At 61.6% G+C, this 17,975-nt stretch carries 11 protein-coding genes and 1 pseudogene; 5 read left to right on the forward strand and 7 right to left on the reverse strand.

The features are described 5' to 3' along the window. Window positions 1–194 precede the first annotated feature (194 nt). The 4 genes and pseudogenes from B3N48_RS26895 to B3N48_RS12575 all read right to left on the reverse strand — a co-directional run bounded on the left by B3N48_RS26895 (window position 195) and on the right by B3N48_RS12575 (window position 5,031). Window positions 195–1,076 (reverse strand): methyl-accepting chemotaxis protein, encoded by an 882-nt coding sequence (locus B3N48_RS26895; protein ID WP_414704233.1) that lies wholly within the window; start codon window positions 1,074–1,076, stop codon window positions 195–197. Further along, a pseudogene (locus B3N48_RS26900) lies at window positions 1,056–2,165 on the reverse strand (HAMP domain-containing protein); the annotation flags it as partial. The gene B3N48_RS26895 and the pseudogene B3N48_RS26900, both read right to left, overlap by 21 nt. Window positions 2,166–2,478: 313 nt before the next feature. Beyond that, window positions 2,479–3,408 (reverse strand): S66 peptidase family protein, encoded by a 930-nt coding sequence (locus B3N48_RS12570; RefSeq protein ID WP_296184041.1) that lies wholly within the window; start codon window positions 3,406–3,408, stop codon window positions 2,479–2,481. Between the two features lie 138 nt (window positions 3,409–3,546). After that, entirely contained in the window at window positions 3,547–5,031 is a 1,485-nt protein-coding gene (locus B3N48_RS12575) for a mechanosensitive ion channel family protein (protein ID WP_296184042.1), read from the reverse strand. Window positions 5,032–5,190: 159 nt separating this feature from the next. Between B3N48_RS12575 and B3N48_RS12580 the strand changes: the two genes are divergently transcribed. Next, entirely contained in the window at window positions 5,191–5,766 is a 576-nt protein-coding gene (locus tag B3N48_RS12580) for a TetR/AcrR family transcriptional regulator (RefSeq protein WP_296184043.1), read from the forward strand. 1,007 nt (window positions 5,767–6,773) lie between these two features. Here the strand turns inward: B3N48_RS12580 and B3N48_RS12585 are convergent. Next, on the reverse strand, window positions 6,774–7,535 hold the full coding sequence (locus B3N48_RS12585) for an SDR family oxidoreductase (protein ID WP_296184044.1): 762 nt from the start codon (window positions 7,533–7,535) through the stop codon (window positions 6,774–6,776). Between the two features lie 235 nt (window positions 7,536–7,770). Between B3N48_RS12585 and B3N48_RS12590 the strand changes: the two genes are divergently transcribed. The 4 genes from B3N48_RS12590 (at window position 7,771) to B3N48_RS12605 (ending at window position 13,277) form a co-directional block, all read left to right on the forward strand. Continuing rightward, on the forward strand, window positions 7,771–8,775 hold the full coding sequence (locus tag B3N48_RS12590) for an NADP-dependent oxidoreductase (protein ID WP_296184046.1): 1,005 nt from the start codon (window positions 7,771–7,773) through the stop codon (window positions 8,773–8,775). Window positions 8,776–8,917: 142 nt separating this feature from the next. Beyond that, the gene (locus B3N48_RS12595) at window positions 8,918–11,074 is read left to right on the forward strand and encodes a TonB-dependent receptor (RefSeq protein WP_296184047.1); all 2,157 of its coding nucleotides are present in this window, start codon (window positions 8,918–8,920) and stop codon (window positions 11,072–11,074) included. Window positions 11,075–11,286: 212 nt separating this feature from the next. Beyond that, window positions 11,287–12,630 (forward strand): CDP-diacylglycerol--serine O-phosphatidyltransferase, encoded by a 1,344-nt coding sequence (gene pssA / locus B3N48_RS12600; RefSeq protein ID WP_296184048.1) that lies wholly within the window; start codon window positions 11,287–11,289, stop codon window positions 12,628–12,630. A 5-nt stretch (window positions 12,631–12,635) separates the two neighbouring features. After that, window positions 12,636–13,277, forward strand: coding sequence for a TetR family transcriptional regulator (locus tag B3N48_RS12605; RefSeq protein WP_296184049.1), 642 nt, complete (start codon window positions 12,636–12,638; stop codon window positions 13,275–13,277). A gap of 467 nt (window positions 13,278–13,744) precedes the next feature. Here the strand turns inward: B3N48_RS12605 and B3N48_RS12610 are convergent, their stop codons facing one another. Together B3N48_RS12610 and B3N48_RS12615 are read right to left on the reverse strand one after the other, a co-directional pair. Further along, window positions 13,745–17,326 (reverse strand): molybdopterin cofactor-binding domain-containing protein, encoded by a 3,582-nt coding sequence (locus tag B3N48_RS12610; protein WP_296184050.1) that lies wholly within the window; start codon window positions 17,324–17,326, stop codon window positions 13,745–13,747. Window positions 17,327–17,339: 13 nt separating this feature from the next. Then, the gene (locus tag B3N48_RS12615) at window positions 17,340–17,828 is read right to left on the reverse strand and encodes a (2Fe-2S)-binding protein (protein WP_296184051.1); all 489 of its coding nucleotides are present in this window, start codon (window positions 17,826–17,828) and stop codon (window positions 17,340–17,342) included. Between the last annotated feature and the right edge of the window lie 147 nt (window positions 17,829–17,975).

The raw sequence follows: 17,975 nt of genomic DNA on the forward strand, positions 1-17,975 counted from the left end.
CAAACGCTGACGGTGGGAGTTGGCTTGCTGCGGTCGGCGTTCCGACGAGTGCGCTGGTTCAGCCATAGATGACTTGACTGATACACCGCTTTCGCCAGCAAGCCGGCTTCCATAGGGGTTAGCGCCAGTCTCTGAAATCACCACCAGCGGCAAGCCGTGCGGCTACAGGTTCCGGATAGCGCGGCTCATCAGGCTCACAGCCGGAAATGCCCTACCATCCCCTTCAATTCCATTCCCAACGACGCCAGTTCGATGCTGGACGCTGCGTTGCCCTGCATCGCCAAGGCGGACTGATCGGCACTGGCGCGAATGCTGGTGACGCTGCGGTTGATCTCCTCGGCCACCGAACTCTGCTCTTCTGCCGCCGCAGCGATCTGTTGGTTCATCTGTTGAATCAACGACACTGCAGCGGCAATGCTGCCCAATGCGCTTTCGGTCTGGAGCGCATCGCTGACCGCGAGCTTGACCAGTTCACCACTGCTTTGAATCTGCGCCACCGATGCCTGCGCTCCGCTTTGCAGGCGGGTCACCAGCCGCTCGATTTCCTCGGTTGACTGTTGAGTGCGCTTGGCCAGCGCCCGCACTTCGTCAGCGACCACGGCAAAGCCCCTGCCCTGCTCGCCTGCCCGGGCGGCTTCGATGGCGGCGTTGAGCGCCAGCAGGTTGGTCTGTTCAGCGACGCTCTTGATGACGCTCAGCACCTTGCCGATGTTCTGGATTTCGGCGCTCAGGTTTTCGATGGTGTGGCTGGCCGAATTGGCGGACGTCGCCAGTTGTTCGATGCGCTGCATGCTCTGGCGCACCACCGCCTGACCGCTGTCCACCTTCCCGTCAGCGGTCTGAGCAGCCTGTGCCGCCTCTTCGGCATTGCGCGCGACATCGTGCACGGTCGCCGTCATCTGGTTCATGGCCGTGGCCACTTGCTCGGTTTCTTCCTTTTGGGTGCTGACTTCCAGATTGGTTTGTTCGGTCACGGCGGACAGCGAATGCGCCGAAGTCGCCAGCTGCTCGATGCCCGCTTGCAGACCACTGACGATGCCACTCAAGCCCGCACCCATTTGCTGCATGGCCTGCATCAACTGACCGATTTCGTCCTTGCGCGTGACCTGCACATGGCCGCTCAAGTCGCCGGCCGCAATGCGTCGGGCAATCGCGATCACACTGCGCAGCGGCGCGACGATGAGACGGGTGATGACGACTGCGGCGATCAGGCCGACGAACAGCGCCAGGACCGACGAGCCGATGATCTTCAGCGAATTGGCTTTCAACTCGCCCAGCATCGACTGGTCCTCGGCGTCGTACGCCTGATTGACCTGTTGCATCACGGTTTTCGCGTTGGCCGCCAGTTGCTGCGAGACCTTGGCCTCGTCAGCCAGCAACCCGGTGTATTCGTTGAGTTTGTCGCTGAAGTTGGAGATGTGACCGCTGACTTCGGTCAGTACCGTGAGATAACCGGAATCCTTGATGACCCCTTTGAGCTGCTCGGCCAGTTCCTGTGCCTGCACGGCCTGTTCGATCTTGCCGGTCTTGGCCTCTTCGCCCGCGCCGGTCTTGCGGCTCTTGTCGAGACGTACGCGCGCCTCGTCCATGGCCTGCATCATCAGCTTGGAAATCTGGCCCACCTGGCCGGACTGTTCGATCACATCCGCGCCCTGCTGACCTTGAGAATCCTTCAGGCTATACGCCCCGTCGTCCGCCAGCCCCGCTTGCAGAACGTCAAGGTTGTTGGCCACGCTGGAGACCGACCAACTGGCCATTTCCAGCGCCAGGTCCTTGCTCTGACTGATGCTGACGAATTCATCGAACGATTTGCGGTAGGCGGCCAGTGCTTGCTGAACCTGCCCCATGACCTGCTGGTTGCCCCCAGAACCGGCCTTGAGCTGTTCGGCCAGGGCCGTAAGGGCGTCAAGTCCGGCATGGAGTTGTTCGACCACTTTGGGATCGCTGTGGAGGGCGTAGTCTTGCTCCAGCAGACGAACGCGGCTAAGGCCGGTATTCAGTGCGGTCATTTCCTTGAGGCTGTCGAAGTGCACGCTGATCGAGCGCAGCGACCAGACGCCGATCGCCGCCACCACCGCAGTCAGCAGCAGGACGAGGAAGAACCCGATACCCAGTTTCTTCGCCATTCCAAGGTTGGCGAAACGCGATTGCACGGCCGAAATCATGATGTTCAATCCCCAGTGACAGCTCAAAAGAGGCACACAGCGAGGCCATGCCCAGCACGGCCATACAATTTTCGTGCAGAGTCGCAACAGATCGGAGGCCAAACGGGAATTTGACGTCGGAATAATGGCAAATAGCTACGCCGACGTCGCTTCCAGAATAGTTATCGGCCTGCCGCGGCGCTTCAGCAGGCGCAAACCCCTTGATCACCCCTCGAATGAAGGGCGAATGCGACGAAAGGTAACGCGCCAAGGGGGAGCAAAACCGGGCATGGGGTGACAGACCTGCGCCGGTAACGCGCGCTGGCGTCCAGGTTCAGCGGACGGCGGAGGCCACTACCAATGTGCCCGAGTCGGCGTCCAGCGTGGCAGGACAGCCCAATCCCACGGCGTGATTTCGATCACCGTGGCCGATGGACAGCCCGCCCAGCACTGGAATGCCCAGGTTGCCGAGGCGCTCACGCAACACGTCGGGCGGGCGAATGGCGTTGTTGCCGTGCCCCGGTTCGCTGAACTGGCCGATCGCGATGCCTGCCAGGCCCTTGAGGACGCCGGCATTGCCCAGATGAGTCAGCAGGCGATCCACGCGATAGGCCAGCTCACCGACGTCTTCGATCAGCAGGATCGCCCCGTCGAGTTCAGGCAGGAACGGTGTACCGATGCAGGTGCTGAGCATGCTCAGGTTGCCGCCGAGCAGGACACCGTGGGCGATCCCCGATGTACGAACGCTGAAGGTCGGCTCATCAGGGTCCGCTTCCACCACAAAGCGTTCAGGGGTCATGAGCGCATGCCGAAGGGTGCTGGCGAACAGCCCTCCTCGTTCAAGCTGCGCAGCAACCGGGCCGTGAACGGTCGCCAGTCGGGTGTGGGCCCACAATGCGGCATGCAGCGCGGTGATGTCAGAGAAACCCACCACCAGCTTCGGGTCTCTGCGCACGGCGTCGTAGTCCACGCGGGCAAGGATCCGTTGAACGCCATAGCCGCCCCGTGTGCAGAGCACAGCGCGGATCTCCGGGTCCGCCAGCGCATCGTTCAGGTCCGCGACGCGATGGTCGTCGCTGCCCGCCAGGAAATGCTCGGCCTCCAACGCATGGGGATACACCCGAGGCCGAAGCCCCCAGGACGACAATTCGCGGACCGCTGCTTCCACGCGCGCTTCGGCCACGGGGCCGGCGGGCGACACCAGCGCCACGGCGTCACCGGCACGCAGCATTTGGGGGTTGAGGGTCGGACGGACTGCAGGCATTTCAACGACTCGACTGGCTTTCGAATGAGCGGGCAATTTAGAGCACTCCCTGTGTTGAATCCAGAGGCCCGTGGCGCCGGGCCGCGTGTGACATGCCTGAAATGATCGGAGAAATAAACGCCGCGGGCGTAAGAAACGTTAGCTCATCTTGTCAGTCGGGCCTGCCTCTGCCCCCGGTCCGCGCGTCACTTGAAAGCGCGTGACGTTCTTGCGCAACCAGCCCAGGAAACCGCTGGGGTCAGTGATGACCGGTTTGGTTTCCAATATCGATGCCCGGGCTTTGGTGCGGAATTTCATCAGCCCCGCCAGCGCGCCGATCAGTTCGCCGTGTTCGTGCAGCCACGGTTCCAGATCGGCCCTGTCGATGCGGTAAATCATGCAATCGGTGAAGGCACAGAAACGGCCCACGGTCGGCGTGCCGTCAACGAGTCCGGTCTCGCCAAACAGCTCTCCCGGCCCCATGCGGCCGATTTCCATCCAGCCGTCCGGCCGTTGAATGGACACCGACAACACACCCGATTCGATGATGTACAGCGCGTCGGGCACGATGCCCTCTGCGAGCACCACGTCCTTGGCCCCGTAGGCGCCCAAATGCATGTGCTGTTCGAGCTGGGCGCGGTCTTCATCGCTGAGCATGCGCAACGCCCCCACGGTATTCAGCACGGCGGACTGGCGGGTGGCGGGCCGTGACTGATCGAGTCGGGTTTCAGTGGCCGCGAGTTGGCGATGAATGAGGTCATACAGCTGATTGCGCACCGCCGAGCGTCGGTCGCGGGATTTCACGTAACCGGTGACTTCGTATTCGACGCTGCGCAGCCCGGTCTTGACCACCACTGCCGAGGCTTTGGGGGTCGTCAACAACTCCCGGCAGCCGAGGATGGCCTTGTCGAGCGAGTCGAGCACGATGCTGGGCCGCAGTCGGGTCGGCAGTTCAAGGCTCAGGGTGACGGCATGAAAGTGGTCAGGGCGGCTGAAATTGACGATGCGGGTCTTGGCCGCCATGGAATTGGGAATCACCGCCATGCTGCCCTCGGAGGTCAGCAGGTGGGTGGAGCGCCAGTCGATTTCGATGACCTTGCCTTCGATGTCGTCGACGCGAATCCAGTCATCGACGCGATAGGGTTTGGTGGCGTTGAGGACGATGCCGGAAAAAACGTCGCCCAACGTACTTTGCACCGCAAGGCCGAGGATGATCGCCACGGCGCCGGACGTCGCCAGCAGGCCCTTGACCGGCAGGTCCAGCACGTACGCGGCAGCCGCTACCACGGCGACCAGGAAGATGATCGCGCCCATGACGTCTTGCAGCAGGTGCCCCTTGCCGCCGATGCGCGGCTCCATCACCACCACGGCAAAGACTGTCAGGGCGCGGGCACCGAACAGCCACCACGCGATGGTCAGAATCGTCCCCAGCACGTGACGAGCCACCGTCCACTCCCCGGGCACGGGGTATAACGGGCTCAATCCGCCGTCGAGCAGGGCCATGCTGAACAGGACGAACAGCAGCAGTCGGCATGCCAATTTGCGCCGCAAAAAGCGCGGCGGCAGCCACTGCCAGAGCACCAGGTCGATGACCAACAGTACGGACGCGCTGATTAAGGGGTAAGCAAACCACAGGTGTTCCATCGACGCGTCCTGGAGGTGAAGAGCTCCTGCAGCTTAGCTGAATACTTACTGCGGAAAAATGCGCCGATCGACGCCTGCCTGGCACGACATACGCACTCGAACATTTGGCGTATGATCGCTTTCCATATCCTGTTGAAAAAACGCCCACCGGAGAATTCCATGTCGCGCTCGCAGGCGGAGAAAGCCGTCATTCATGAACACATCGTCAACCTGGCCGCCGAGCGTTTCCGTGAGGTGGGGCTGAACGGGATCGGTGTCGCCGATTTGATGAAGGAAGCGGGGCGCACCGGGGGCGGCTTCTACAAGCACTTCGAATCACGGGAAAAACTGGTGGAGGAAGCGCTGCAAAGTGCCTTCGACAAACGCGCGAAAAAACTCGAGCCCTACACTGCGCCTGATTCGACGCTGCAATTGGCAGATTTTGTCGAGAGTTATCTCAGCGAGCGCCATCTGAACAGCCCCGGCTCAGGCTGCGCACTGGCGGCGGTCATGAATGACGTGGCCCGCAGCAGCGAGGCTGTGCGGGACCTGTACACCCGAGAATTGCAGAACGAATTGGCCGTGATCGCCACACTGACCACCAGCAAGCAACCCGCCAAAAAACGCGCCCAGGCGTTGCTGGCGATGAGTGCGCTGGTTGGCGCGATCGGCCTGTCGCGTGCTGTGTCGGATGATAAGCTCAAGGCGGAATTGCTGAACACCGGCAAGACACTGCTCAAGGCTTTGGAAGGGTGAGCTGCAAGCTGCAAGCATGAGACTGCTGACCATTGGTTTGTTACGCAGCGGTGTGGTGAACCCATACGCGATGGGAGTAGGTAGGCTTGCTGGCGAAGGTGGTGTGTCGGACAACCTATCACTGACTGCCCCGACGCCATCGCTGCCGTCGTGCCTCCGGCGTCTCCTACAGGATTTGCGGCGTGACGGAGAGCTGTGATTGACGCTTGACCTGTAGGAGTGGGCTTGCCCGCGATGACAGTGGTTCAGGCAATGGAGATGCAGCGCATGAACAATCCATTCGCCAGCAAGCAGGCTCCCACACGAACATCGGCGTGTCACGCAGCGGTATAGCGAACCGAGACCCGGTAGGAGCCGGCTTCCCACACCGAACATCAGCATGTCACGCAGCGGTGTGGCAAACCCAGGCCTGGTGGGAGCCGGCTTGCTGGCGAAGGCGGTGTGTAGGACAACCTATCACTGACTGCCCCGACGCCATCGCTGCCGTCGTGCCTCCGGCGTCTCCTACAGGATTTGCGCCGTGACGGAGAGCTGTGATTGACGCTTGACCTGTAGGAGCGCGCTTGCCCGCGATGACAGTGGTTCAGGCAATGGAGATGCAGCGCATGAACAATCCATTCGCCAGCAAGCCGGCTCCCACACGAACATCGGCGTGTCACGCAGCGGTATAGCGAACCGAGACCCAGTGAGAGCCGGCTTGCCCGCGAGGGCTGTGTTCCAGGCGACAGAGATTTAGCGGTTCAACAATCCATTCGCCCCGAAGCCGGCTTCCACACCGAACATCGGCGTGTCACGCAGCGGTGTAGCGAACCCAGACCCGGTAGGAGCCGGCTTCCCACATCCAACATCAGCATGTCATGCAGGGGTGTAGCGAACCCAGACCCGATGGGAGCCGGCTTGCTGGCGAAGGCGGTGTGTCGGACAACCCAGCACTGACTGCTTAGACGCCATCGCTCCCGTCGTGCCTCCGGCGTCTCCCAGGATTCGCAGCGTGGAAAGGGGTGTAATCAAAACGCCGTTACGCCGCCGTCCACCGCCAGGGAATGACCGGTGGTGAACGCTGCGCCGTCGCTGCACAGGTACAGGACGGCGCTGGCGATTTCTTCGACGGTGCCGATGCGCCCGACCGGGTGCATCGTGGCAGCGAAGTCGGCTTTGCGCGGGTCGGCTTCGTGGGCACGGCGGAACATGTCGGTGTCGATCACTGCGGGGCACACCGCGTTGACCCGGATGCGCTTTTTGGCGTATTCGATGGCCGCCGATTTGGTCAAACCGATGACCGCATGTTTCGATGCCGCGTAGATGCTCATTTTCGGCGCTGCACCCAATCCTGCCACTGACGCGGTGTTGACGATCGCGCCGCCGCCCTGGGCCAGCATCAGCGGCAACTGATACTTCATGCACAGCCAGACACCTTTGACGTTGACGCCCATGATCGCGTCAAATTCGGCCTCGCTGCCCTCGGCCAGGCGGCCTTTCTCGATCTCGATCCCGGCGTTGTTGAACGCATAATCGACGCGGCCAAACACCTCGACTGCCTTGAGCATCATCTGCTGCACTTGCGCCTCTTTAGTGACGTCACAGGGCAGAAACAGCCCTTCACCTCCAGCCTGACGGATCAACTCAACAGTCTCCTCCCCGCCAGCATGGTCCAGATCCACCACGACGACCTTCAAACCCTCCTTCGCGAAGGCCAGCGCAGTGGCCCGGCCAATACCCGCCGCTGCGCCGGTGACCAGTGCCACCTGCCCGGAAAACGTCATGCTCATGAAATGATCCTTTTGTTATGGGGTTATGCAGACCGTGTCGGGCCAGTTTAGCGAGGGGTGTGGCGCATGCATCAGCACTATCAAGGCCCCGGTTACGGGATCATGGTTGGCAGTGATAAAGCGCTGTCGCTGCATCATTTGAATGGATCGACGCGCATTCGCTGCAAGGGCTTTGCTTGTGGGGATGCGGCTGCGGGTCTATCACTGGCGTTTCAACTCGCATCAGGACGCTGCCATGACTGCTCTCACCAATCGCCAATTCTTGCTCGCCCGACGCCCTACAGGCCCTGCGACCCGTGACGATTTCACCTACCAAACCGTGCCCGTGGCCGAGCTGACGCCGGGGCAAGTGCGGGTGAAGAACGAATACCTGTCGCTGGACCCCGCCATGCGTGGCTGGATGAATGAAGGCAAGTCTTACATCGCACCGGTCGGCCTGGGCGACGTTATGCGCGCGTTGGGGGTGGGCAAGGTCATCGAATCGCAAAATCCCGCGTTCGCGGTCGGCGATTACGTTCAAGGCGTGTTGGGGGTTCAGGATTATTTTGCGGGTGACCCCAAAGGGTTTCATAAGGTCGATCCGAAGCTGCTGCCATTGCCGGTGTACCTGGCCGCGCTGGGCATGACCGGCATGTCGGCCTACTTCGCGTTGCTGGAAGTGGGACAGCCAAAAGAAGGCGACACGGTTGTCATTTCAGGCGCAGCGGGCGCGGTGGGCAGCGTCGCCGGACAGATTGCCAAAATCAAAGGCTGCCGCGTGATCGGGATCGCCGGGGGCAAGGAGAAATGCCAGACACTGATCGACGAATTCGGCTTTGACGGCGTCATCGACTACAAAAACGAAGACATCCATGCGGCGCTGAAACGCGAGTGCCCGAAAGGCGTGGACGTGTATTTCGACAACGTGGGCGGCGACATCCTCGACGCGGTGCTCACCCGCCTGGCCTTGAAGGCACGCGTGGTGATCTGCGGCGCGATCAGCCAGTACAACAATAAGGAAGCGGTCAAAGGGCCGGCCAATTACCTGTCGCTGCTGGTCAATCGTGCGCGAATGGAAGGTTTTGTGGTGATGGATCACGCTGAGCACTTCGCCAAAGCCGGCATTGAAATGGCCGGCTGGCTGGCACAAGGCAAACTGAAGAGCAAGGAGCACATCGTCGAAGGCCTGGAGACCTTTCCTGAAACCCTGCAAATGCTGTTCAAAGGCGAAAACCATGGGAAGTTAGTGCTGAAGGTCTAAACCGCGAATGTGAAAAAAATGTAAAAAAACCCGTCACCAGTGATAACAATTCGCAATCACTTCCTGCTAGCATCTGCGCCGAAGAAACATTCGCATTGCCAGGGAGGCTTTTCGCAGACTCGATATCTACAGGAAGCTTCCCATGGCCTTACGCCTCCCTTCTCGCCCTACCCTGCTCGCGCTGTGCTGCTCGGTCAGTGTCAGCGCTTATGCCGCCGACCAGGCCATCGAACTGGGCGCCACCGCCGTCGATGCGCAAGCCATCAAACAGACGCCAAGCGCCTTGCCCGAGGAATTCGCGGGCGGTCAGGTCGCGCGCGGTGGGCAGATGGGGGTGCTGGGCAACCAGGACAACATGGACGTCCCGTTCACCATGACCAGCTACACCTCGAAGCTGATCGAGAATCAAGGTGCGGAGAACGTCGGCGATGTGTTGCTCAACGACCCTTCGGTGCGCATGTCCGGCGGCTTCGGCAACCAGTCCCAAGCCTTCGTGATTCGCGGGCTGCCGCTCAACGGCGACGATATTTCCTTCAACGGGCTCTACGGCGTATTGCCTCGGCAGATCATCTCTGTCGATTCGGTAGAACGGGTCGAGGTGTTCAAAGGGCCTAATGCGTTTCTCAACGGCGCCAGCCCGACCGGCACCGGCCTGGGCGGCAGCGTCAACCTGCAACCCAAACGCGCTGAGGACATCCCGACACGTCGCTACACCCAGGACATCTCCACCGACGGTCGCGTCGGCGAGCATCTGGACGTCGGCCAGCGCTTTGGTGAGGAGAACCGTTTCGGCGCGCGGCTGAACTTGAGTCAGCGCGAAGGCGAAACCGCCATCGACGACATGGATCAGCGCTCGAAGCTGTTCATTGCTGGCCTGGACTACCAAGGAGACCGATTCCGGATTTCCACTGATTTCGGCTACCAGAAGGAGCGAATCAATCACCTGCGCAATAACGTGCGGTTGGGCAGCGCGCTGACCAGCATTCCCCACGCCCCGGATTCGGACCATAACTACGGGCAGGACTGGAGCCATCAGGAAACCGAAGACACCTTCGGAATGGTCCGCGCGGAATACGACCTCAGCGACAGTTGGACGGCCTACCTGGCCGGTGGCGGCAAGCACACCCGCGAAACCGGTGTGTATGGCACGCCCGTTCTGACCAATGCTGCCACGGGCAATGGCACGATCAGCGCTTCCGATACCAACCACAACGAGGACAACGGCACGGTCATGGCCGGTGTGAATGGCCGGTTCCAGACCGGGCCGCTCAGCCATCAGATCGCGCTGGGCGCGGCGAGCATTTGGACCCGTCAGGAAAACGGTTACATCTTCTATAACAGCGCGCCGACCAATATCTACACCACCCCGGCGATCGCCAAGCCAGGCACACCGACCCTGGTCGGTGGTGATTTGGGCGATCCGGACCTGGCCGGCAAAACGCGCAATCGCAGTCTCGCGCTGTCGGACACCGTCGGCCTATTTGACGACTCGCTGTTGCTGACCTACGGCGTTCGTCGTCAACAGCTGCGAGTCGAGAACTACAACGTGAACAGCGGTGCTCGCACGTCGCTTTACGACGACGGCATCACCACGCCGGTGTACGGCATCGTCTACAAGCCCACTGACACGGTATCGCTCTATGCGAACCGCATCGAAGGCCTTGCCCAAGGCCCCACGGCCAGTGGCAACGTGGTGAACATCGGGCAGAGCTTCCCGCCGGGGCGCACCAAGCAATACGAGGCCGGCATCAAACTGGACACCGGCACGTTCGGTGCCAATCTGGCGGCATTCCGCATCGAAAAGCCTGCCGATGGCTTTATCGAAGGCAACGTATTCGTGCGCGAAGGCATGCAAGTCAACCGCGGTGTCGAGTTCAGCGTGTTCGGCGAACCTCTGGACGGCCTGCGTCTGCTGGGCGGTGCCACGCGCATGGAGTCGAAGCTGGAAGACACCGCGGGCGGCACCAACGATGGCAATCATGCGGTGGGCGTCCCGACCTTCCAGATGAACGCCAACGTCGATTGGGACGTGCCGGGCTTGCAAGGGGTGGCGCTCAACGCGCGTTTCCTGCGCACCGGCGGGCAGTATGCCAACCCGAGCAACACCCTGAGCCTGCCGACCTGGAACCGCTTCGACGCGGGCGCGCGCTATGCATTCAAGGTCGCGCAGAAAGACGTGACCCTGCGGGTGAACGTCGAAAACATCGCCAATAAGGATTACTGGGCGTCGGCCAATGGCGGCTACCTGACCCAAGGCGATCCGCGGTTGGTGAAGTTCTCCGGCACCATCGATTTCTGATGATCAGCGCCAGACAACAAGGCGCGTGACCGCCTGTGGGAGTGAGCTTGCGCACTCCCACAGCGTGGATCGTGGCATTCAATCCCAGTCGCGCTCGGCGCCCACTGGCTGATATTTTGCTGAACAAGTCTCCGATTCCGCTGCCAAAAGCACCTTGAGGCGCACTCTGGTGTAAGCTCGTGCGCTGTTGATTTCGATCCATCGAGAGGCTTATGCGGGCTCCCTTCCGACGTTCTACCCTTGCAGCGCTGCGCGGCTTCGAATCGTCCAGCGCGGCCATCACCCTTCTGCCGAGTGCTGCCGACTATCGCCGCACGTTGCTCGAAAAAATCGCGACGGCGACCCGGCGCATCTACATCGTCGCGCTGTATCTGCAACAGGACGAAGCCGGTCAGGAAATCCTCGACGCGCTCTATGCCGCCAAGGCCGCCCGGCCAGAGCTGGACATCGTGGTGCTGGTGGACTGGTTCCGCGCACAACGCGGGCTGATCGGCGCGGGCAAACAAGCGGGCAACTCGGCGTGGTATCAGGCGCAAAACCTCGAACACGATCAGGAAGTACCGATTTACGGCGTACCCGTTCAAACTCGCGAGTTGTTTGGCGTGTTGCACCTCAAGGGCAGCGTGGTCGATGACTGCGTGATCTACACCGGCGCCAGCATCAACAACGTTTACCTGCACAAACTCGGCAAATACCGGCTGGACCGCTATCAACTGCTGGAAAACAAGGACCTGGCCGACACGTTCCAGCGTCTGGTGCAGAAAGACATCCTGCCCTCCGACGCCGTGCATCGCCTGGACCTGCCGTCGCCGCCCGCATCACGCAGCATTCGTGGCGAAATCCGGCAGTTCCGTCAGCACCTCAAACGCGCCAGTTACGACGTGAACGAAGGCGTCCGCGAAAACGGCAAGCTGCGCCTGATTCCCTTGCTGGGCATCGGCAACAAGAACCCGCTCAGCAAGGTGCTGTGCGACCTGATCGCCGCGACCCGCGATCAACTGACGCTGTGCACGCCATATTTCAACATGCCGCTGGTGGTCAAGCGCGAGATCAACCGGGCGCTCAAGCGTGGCGTGAAGATCGACATCATCATCGGCGACAAAACCGCCAACGACTTTTTCATCCCGCCGCAGGAGCCGTTCAAGGTCATTTCGGCGCTGCCGTACTTGTACGAAATCAGCCTGCGGCGTTTCATGCAGAAGCATCAAACCGCCGTCGCCAGGCATCATCTGAACATTCATCTCTGGAAGGATGCCGACAACACTTTCCATCTCAAGGGCCTGTGGTCAGACGAGCGCTACACCGTGCTCACCGGCAACAACCTCAACCCCCGCGCTTTTCAGCTCGATCTGGAAAACGCCATCCTGATCGACGACCCCAAGGGCGAGTGGCTGAAACCCCGCGCCGAGGAGATCGACCTGCTGATGCGCAATACCCACCGCGTCGGCAAGTTCGATGAACTGGACACCCTCAGCGAATACCCGACTGGGGTGCGGACGTTTCTGCGCCGGGTCAGCCGGGTGCGGGTCGAACGTCTACTGTACCGGATCCTCTAGGCCTCATGAGCAAGAGCACCGGCATCCGCGCGCAACAAGCCGAAGAAACCCGCGCGCGCATTCTCAAGGCGGCGATCACGGTCTTCACTCGCGACGGCTATTCAGGCGGGCGCATCGAGAAGATTTCCGCCGAGGCCGAATCCAATGACCGGATGATTTATTACTACTTCGGCAGCAAGGAGAAGCTGTTCGTCAAGGTGCTGGAAAATACCTACGAGCGTTTCAATCAGGCCGAAAGCACGCTCAACCTCGACCCCTCAACGCCGGTGGAAACCTTGCGCCAACTGGTGGCGTTCGTGTGGGAGTACTACGTGAGCCACCCGGAATTCGTCGCCATCCTGAGCATTGAAAACCTGCACAAAGGCAAGCATGCCAGGCAGTCCAGCGAGTTGCGCAGGCTGTCCGGCGAAGCCGTGGGCGTGCTGCGGCCGATCATCGAAGCCGGCCAGCAACAGGGGCTGTTTCGCCATGATGTGGACCTGAAGCACGTCTACCTGATGATCGCCTCGCTCTGCTACTTCTATAACTCCAACCTCCACACCCTGACATCGTTTCTAGGCCAGGACATGGCGGCGCAGGAGGAGCGACAGGACTGGCTGGCGTTCATTCAGGATCTGGTGGTGCGGGGTGTGAGGGTGTTGGATTGAAGCGGTGCCTCATTGCTGAAATCCTTCGCCGGTCATGCGCCCTTTGTGGGAGCCGGCCCAATTGTCAATGGCTTCCGGGATTGGCCTTGAGGTACGCCACTTTCTCCTGCAACCTCGTCCACTGCGGCTCGTTCGGCGCGAAGGGGCTGCGCCACAGCTTGACGCGCAAGCTGTAGGAGCGTGGCTTGTCCCGCGATCGGCGGGGAACCCGTCGCAAAACCGGACGACGCTGTATGCCTGATACACCGCATATACCGACCTACGCGACCCAGGCGCGATCGCGGGACAAGCCACGCTCCTACAACAGGAACATGCATCAATGGGTGCCGGGCGTAGTCCGTGCGAGTGCCGGAATCACGCCACCATTTGTAGGAGTGAGCTTGCTCGCGATAAGGCGGTGTTTAGCGAAATAGCCGTGACTGACGCACCGCTATCGCGAACACGCTCACTCCTACACGGGTGCTGATTCAATGGCTTCCGGGATTGGCCTTGAGGTACGCCACTTTCTCCTGCAATCCCGTCCACTGTGGTTCGTTCGGCGCGAAGCGGTTACGCAGGTAGGCTGAGAGATCGCTGATCTGCGTGTCGCTCAAGCTGTCCTTGAAACCCGGCATGTAGCCCAAATCCGGGGTGGCCGGGTTGGAGATGCCCTTTTGAATCACTTTGATCAGATTGTCCGGCAGCGCGCTGTGGACGTTGGTGTTGTTGGCCAACGAAGGTCTCACGCCAAACAATGTCGGCCCCAAGCCATCGGCGTGACAACCCTGACACGACCCCTCGAACACCCGTTGGCCATTGCTCAACGCCTGGGCTGAAACCCTCGCTTGAGCGGTCGGCGCGGGCGTTGCTGACGACCCCGTCGCGGGTGCCGCATCAACGCCGCCATTCAGTGAAGCCAGGTACACTGCGATCGCTCGCACATCCGATTTCGGCAACTTCGCCAGTTCCGAGACCACCGGCCCCATCGGCCCAGCCGCGACGCCATGGGCATCGGAATAGCCCGAGCTCAGGTAATTGAACAGATGATCTTCAGTCCACGGGGTCGGCGATTTCGACAGGCTGTTGAGCGCGGGCGCCTCCCAGCCGTCGACCATTCCGCCCGCCAGAAACGACGCCCCGCCCTTCTCCGCGCCCATCAGGTTGCGGGGCGAATGGCAGGCAGCGCAGTGGCCCAATCCGTTGACCAGGTACTGCCCGCGATTCCACTGTGCGCTTTGCTCAGGCTTGGCCTGCACCTCGCCCTTGCGCAGAAACAGCGCGTTCCAGCCCGCCATCAACGGCCGCATATTGAACGGGAACTGCATGGCGTTGGCCGGCTGCACGTGTTTGACCGGGGTTTGCGACATCAGATAGGCGTACAGCGCCTGCATGTCGGCATCGTCGATATTTCGGAACGCGGTGTAGGGAAACGCCGGATACAGGTGTTTGCCATCGCGACTGATGCCGTCGCGCATCGCCCGTTCGAACGCCGGATAGGACCAGTTGCCGATGCCCGTTTCGGGATCCGGCGTGAGGTTGCTGCTATATAAAGTGCCGAAAGGGGTTTGCATCGCCAGGCCGCCCGCGTTTTTCACGCCGCCAGGGGCGGTATGGCAAACCGCGCAATCCCCCGCCGACGCCAACAATCGACCACGCTCCAGGGTCGCGGCGGACCAGGTGCCCGCGCTTGGCGGTGCTATCGGCGCGATCTCGGCGCGCCAGGGCAATGCCGTCGCCGCCACCCCCAGCACCGCGCCGAACGCGGCGAACAACGAGCCGAACAGCCATTTCGAGCGTTTGGCTTTCGGCGATTCCGGCGGGTTTTGGCTGGCGTCGTTGCCAGCGGTTTTCAGTGCCGCCAATACCCGCTCCGCTGTGATCGGCAGCTCGCGGAAACGAATGCCCGTGGCGTCGTAAATGGCGTTGGCAATCGCGGCGGCGCTGGGCACCGACGCCGACTCCCCTGCCCCCATCGGCGGTTCGGCCTGACGGGGCATCATCATGACGTCGACCTTGGGCACCTCCGGGAACGTCAGGATCGGATAACCACCCCACTCCTGACTGGCGATGGTCGATTCCTCGAAGGTCACCCGCTCCTTGAGCACGCGGCTGGTGGACTGAATCACGTTGCCGTGAATCTGGTGCTGGACCCCGGCCGGGTTGACCATCATGCCCGCGTCGTGACCAATCACCACCCGCGTCACAGACACATCGCCGGTGTGTTTGTCCACCGCCACGTCCGCGACCCACGCCGCCCACGCCGCGCCGAAGCCGGGAAACTTGCTGTGGATGTAACGGGCGTAGGCGAATCCTCGACCGCGCAGTACACCGTCTTCTTCCGGGGTTTGCATCGGCTGGGTACGCGGCGACCAGTCGGCACGGGCCGCGGTGGCCTTGACCAGCTCCGAGGCGCGCTCGTCGTGCAAATAGCGCAGGCGGTATTCGACGGGATCGACGCCTGCCGCGAAAGCGAGTTCGTCGATGTAGGATTCATGAGCGAAGGTGTTGGGAAGCGCCGACACGCCGCGCATCCACGAGGCGCGGACGATGGGCGCCATGTCGTTGATGGTCACCCGCATGTGCTCGATGTCGTAAGGCGGAATGGACGTGCGATCGCCCATCTCGAACATCACTGGCACCGGCTCGACGCGCCCGGTCAACAGCAACGCCAGCGTCGGCGAATTGTTGGACGGGTAGCTGGTGGTGAAGTCGTAACCGGCAATGTCGCCTTCGCGGGTCAGGCCGCCATCCACTTCCATCAGTTGCGCAGTGCCTTTGGGCTCCCATGCGTGTTCCTGCTCGCGGGTCAGTTGCACGCGCACCGGTCGACCCACGGCTTTGGACAGTAAGACCGCGTCGGCACAGACGTCATCGGCGCAATTACGGCCATAGCACCCCGCCGCTTCCATGCGGATGATCTCGATCTTTTCTTCCGGGTATTCCAGCAGCCAGGCGATATCAGCGCGCAGCATGTGAGGGTTTTGCGTACCGGACCAGATCCGGATGCTGTCTTCGCTGTAGTCCGCCAGCCCGCAAGAGGGTCCGATGCAGCCGTGGATCTGGTAGGGCCACAGATATTTGCGGGTCATCCGTTCGCTGGCGTTGCTCAGGGCTTCATCTACATTGCCCTTGTCCAGCACCACCCGCTGCACATGAGGGTTGTCACGAATCGCCTGCTCGACATCGCTCATGTCCGGCAACAGATGCTGCCAGGGCTTCCAACTGACCTGCAGTTCTTTGGCGGCTTTGGCGGCCTGTTCTTCACGCATCGCGACGATGCCGATGAAATCCCCACTCACCACGACCCGCACGATCCCAGGGATGTGCGCGATGGAAGACTCGTCAACACCCAACAGACTGGTGCCGACGAATTCGCCCGTGTCGTACCCGGCGTACGGCGGGCGCACGACACGACCGTGAAGCATGTCGGGCAGGCGCATGTCGTGAACGTAGGTCAGCTCCCCAGTAGCCTTGCCCGGAATGTCCACCCTTTGTGCGACGGTGCCCACCAGCTTGTAGTCTTCGAGACGCTTGAGCGGTGCGTCACCGGAAATGCGCAACTCGATGTGCTGGTCGGTCAGCAGTTCACCGAAGCGACTGCTGCGACCGTCGGGGGCCGTGATCACGCCGTTTTCGATGACCAGCGTGTCCGCGCCCATCCCCCAACGTTGCGCCGCTGCATTTAATAGATAGCGGCGGGCTTCGGCAGCGGCGTTGCGCAGCGGGATCGCTGAAATCTGCAGCGTGGCGCTGGCGATGGTCGCGCCTTGATTTGGCGCTCGCTCGGTGTCGCCGAGGATCATGGTCACCTGATCCATGCGCAGGTCGAGTTCTTCGGCGACGATCTGCGCCAGCGATGTGCGAATGCCGGTGCCGAGGTCGACATGCCCGTTGAAAGCGTAAACCGTGTCGTCCTGATCGATGGCGATGAACAGCCCCAGCTCCTTGGGCTTGACCGTCGGCGTACCGCCTTTGGCGACGGGACCGGACGGCGGCAGGATGTCATCGACGATCAACAGAACACCGTTTTTGGCCAGAAGGGAATCGCGAGTGGGCGTGGTCTGGGTCATAGGGGTATCCGGTTCAAAGCGAGTGACGAGCGGCCCGCATGACCGCGCGAAGGATTTCGAGGTGGGTGCCGCAGCGGCACAGATTGGCCGAGAGCTCGTTGCGGATCTGTGCCTCGGTGGGGTGCGGGTTGCGGTCGAGCAAGGCTTTGGCAGTCATGATCATGCCGTTCATGCAGTAACCGCACTGCGCGGCCTGCTCGTCGATGAACGCCTGTTGCACCGGATGCGGGCACGCTCGGGAACCGATGCCTTCCAGGGTGGTGATCTCCCGCCCTTCGGCGCCGGCCAGCGGGAACACGCAGGACCGCGCCGCCACCCCGTCGATGATCACCGTGCAGGCGCCGCACTCGCCCAAGCCACAGCCGTATTTCGGTCCGTTGAGTGCCAAGTCATTGCGCAGGACCAGTAGCAACGGGGTGTCCGCCATGGCCGTGACGGACGTTGCTTGTCCGTTGACTTGAAGCGTCACGGTCCGCTCTCCCGCGACCTTGGGCTCGCTCATCTCGCCTTCCCTATCTGTTACCGAGTGTCTCGGCCTTTTCGTGAAGTGATTACTTCATGAAAAGAGAGCAGGAAGCGTGCCAGCGGGGAAATGGGTGTAGCAAGCAGCTACCTGATGATCGAATGTCAGGAGCGCGCTTGCCCGCGA

It is taken from the genome of Pseudomonas sp. UBA1879 (assembly GCF_002338065.1).
In the GTDB taxonomy this organism is placed as follows: domain Bacteria; phylum Pseudomonadota; class Gammaproteobacteria; order Pseudomonadales; family Pseudomonadaceae; genus Aquipseudomonas.

Bases quoted from the DNA above. Each gene is read 5' to 3' on its own strand.
- B3N48_RS26895 (WP_414704233.1), bottom strand. From the start codon at position 1,076: ATGCAGGCCATGCAGCAAATGGGTGCGGGCTTGAGTGGCATCGTCAGT.
- B3N48_RS12570 (WP_296184041.1), bottom strand. From the start codon at position 3,408: ATGCCTGCAGTCCGTCCGACCCTCAACCCCCAAATGCTGCGTGCCGGT.
- B3N48_RS12575 (WP_296184042.1), bottom strand. From the start codon at position 5,031: ATGGAACACCTGTGGTTTGCTTACCCCTTAATCAGCGCGTCCGTACTG.
- B3N48_RS12580 (WP_296184043.1), top strand. From the start codon at position 5,191: ATGTCGCGCTCGCAGGCGGAGAAAGCCGTCATTCATGAACACATCGTC.
- B3N48_RS12585 (WP_296184044.1), bottom strand. From the start codon at position 7,535: ATGAGCATGACGTTTTCCGGGCAGGTGGCACTGGTCACCGGCGCAGCG.
- B3N48_RS12590 (WP_296184046.1), top strand. From the start codon at position 7,771: ATGACTGCTCTCACCAATCGCCAATTCTTGCTCGCCCGACGCCCTACA.
- B3N48_RS12595 (WP_296184047.1), top strand. From the start codon at position 8,918: ATGGCCTTACGCCTCCCTTCTCGCCCTACCCTGCTCGCGCTGTGCTGC.
- pssA (WP_296184048.1), top strand. From the start codon at position 11,287: ATGCGGGCTCCCTTCCGACGTTCTACCCTTGCAGCGCTGCGCGGCTTC.
- B3N48_RS12605 (WP_296184049.1), top strand. From the start codon at position 12,636: ATGAGCAAGAGCACCGGCATCCGCGCGCAACAAGCCGAAGAAACCCGC.
- B3N48_RS12610 (WP_296184050.1), bottom strand. From the start codon at position 17,326: ATGACCCAGACCACGCCCACTCGCGATTCCCTTCTGGCCAAAAACGGT.
- B3N48_RS12615 (WP_296184051.1), bottom strand. From the start codon at position 17,828: ATGAGCGAGCCCAAGGTCGCGGGAGAGCGGACCGTGACGCTTCAAGTC.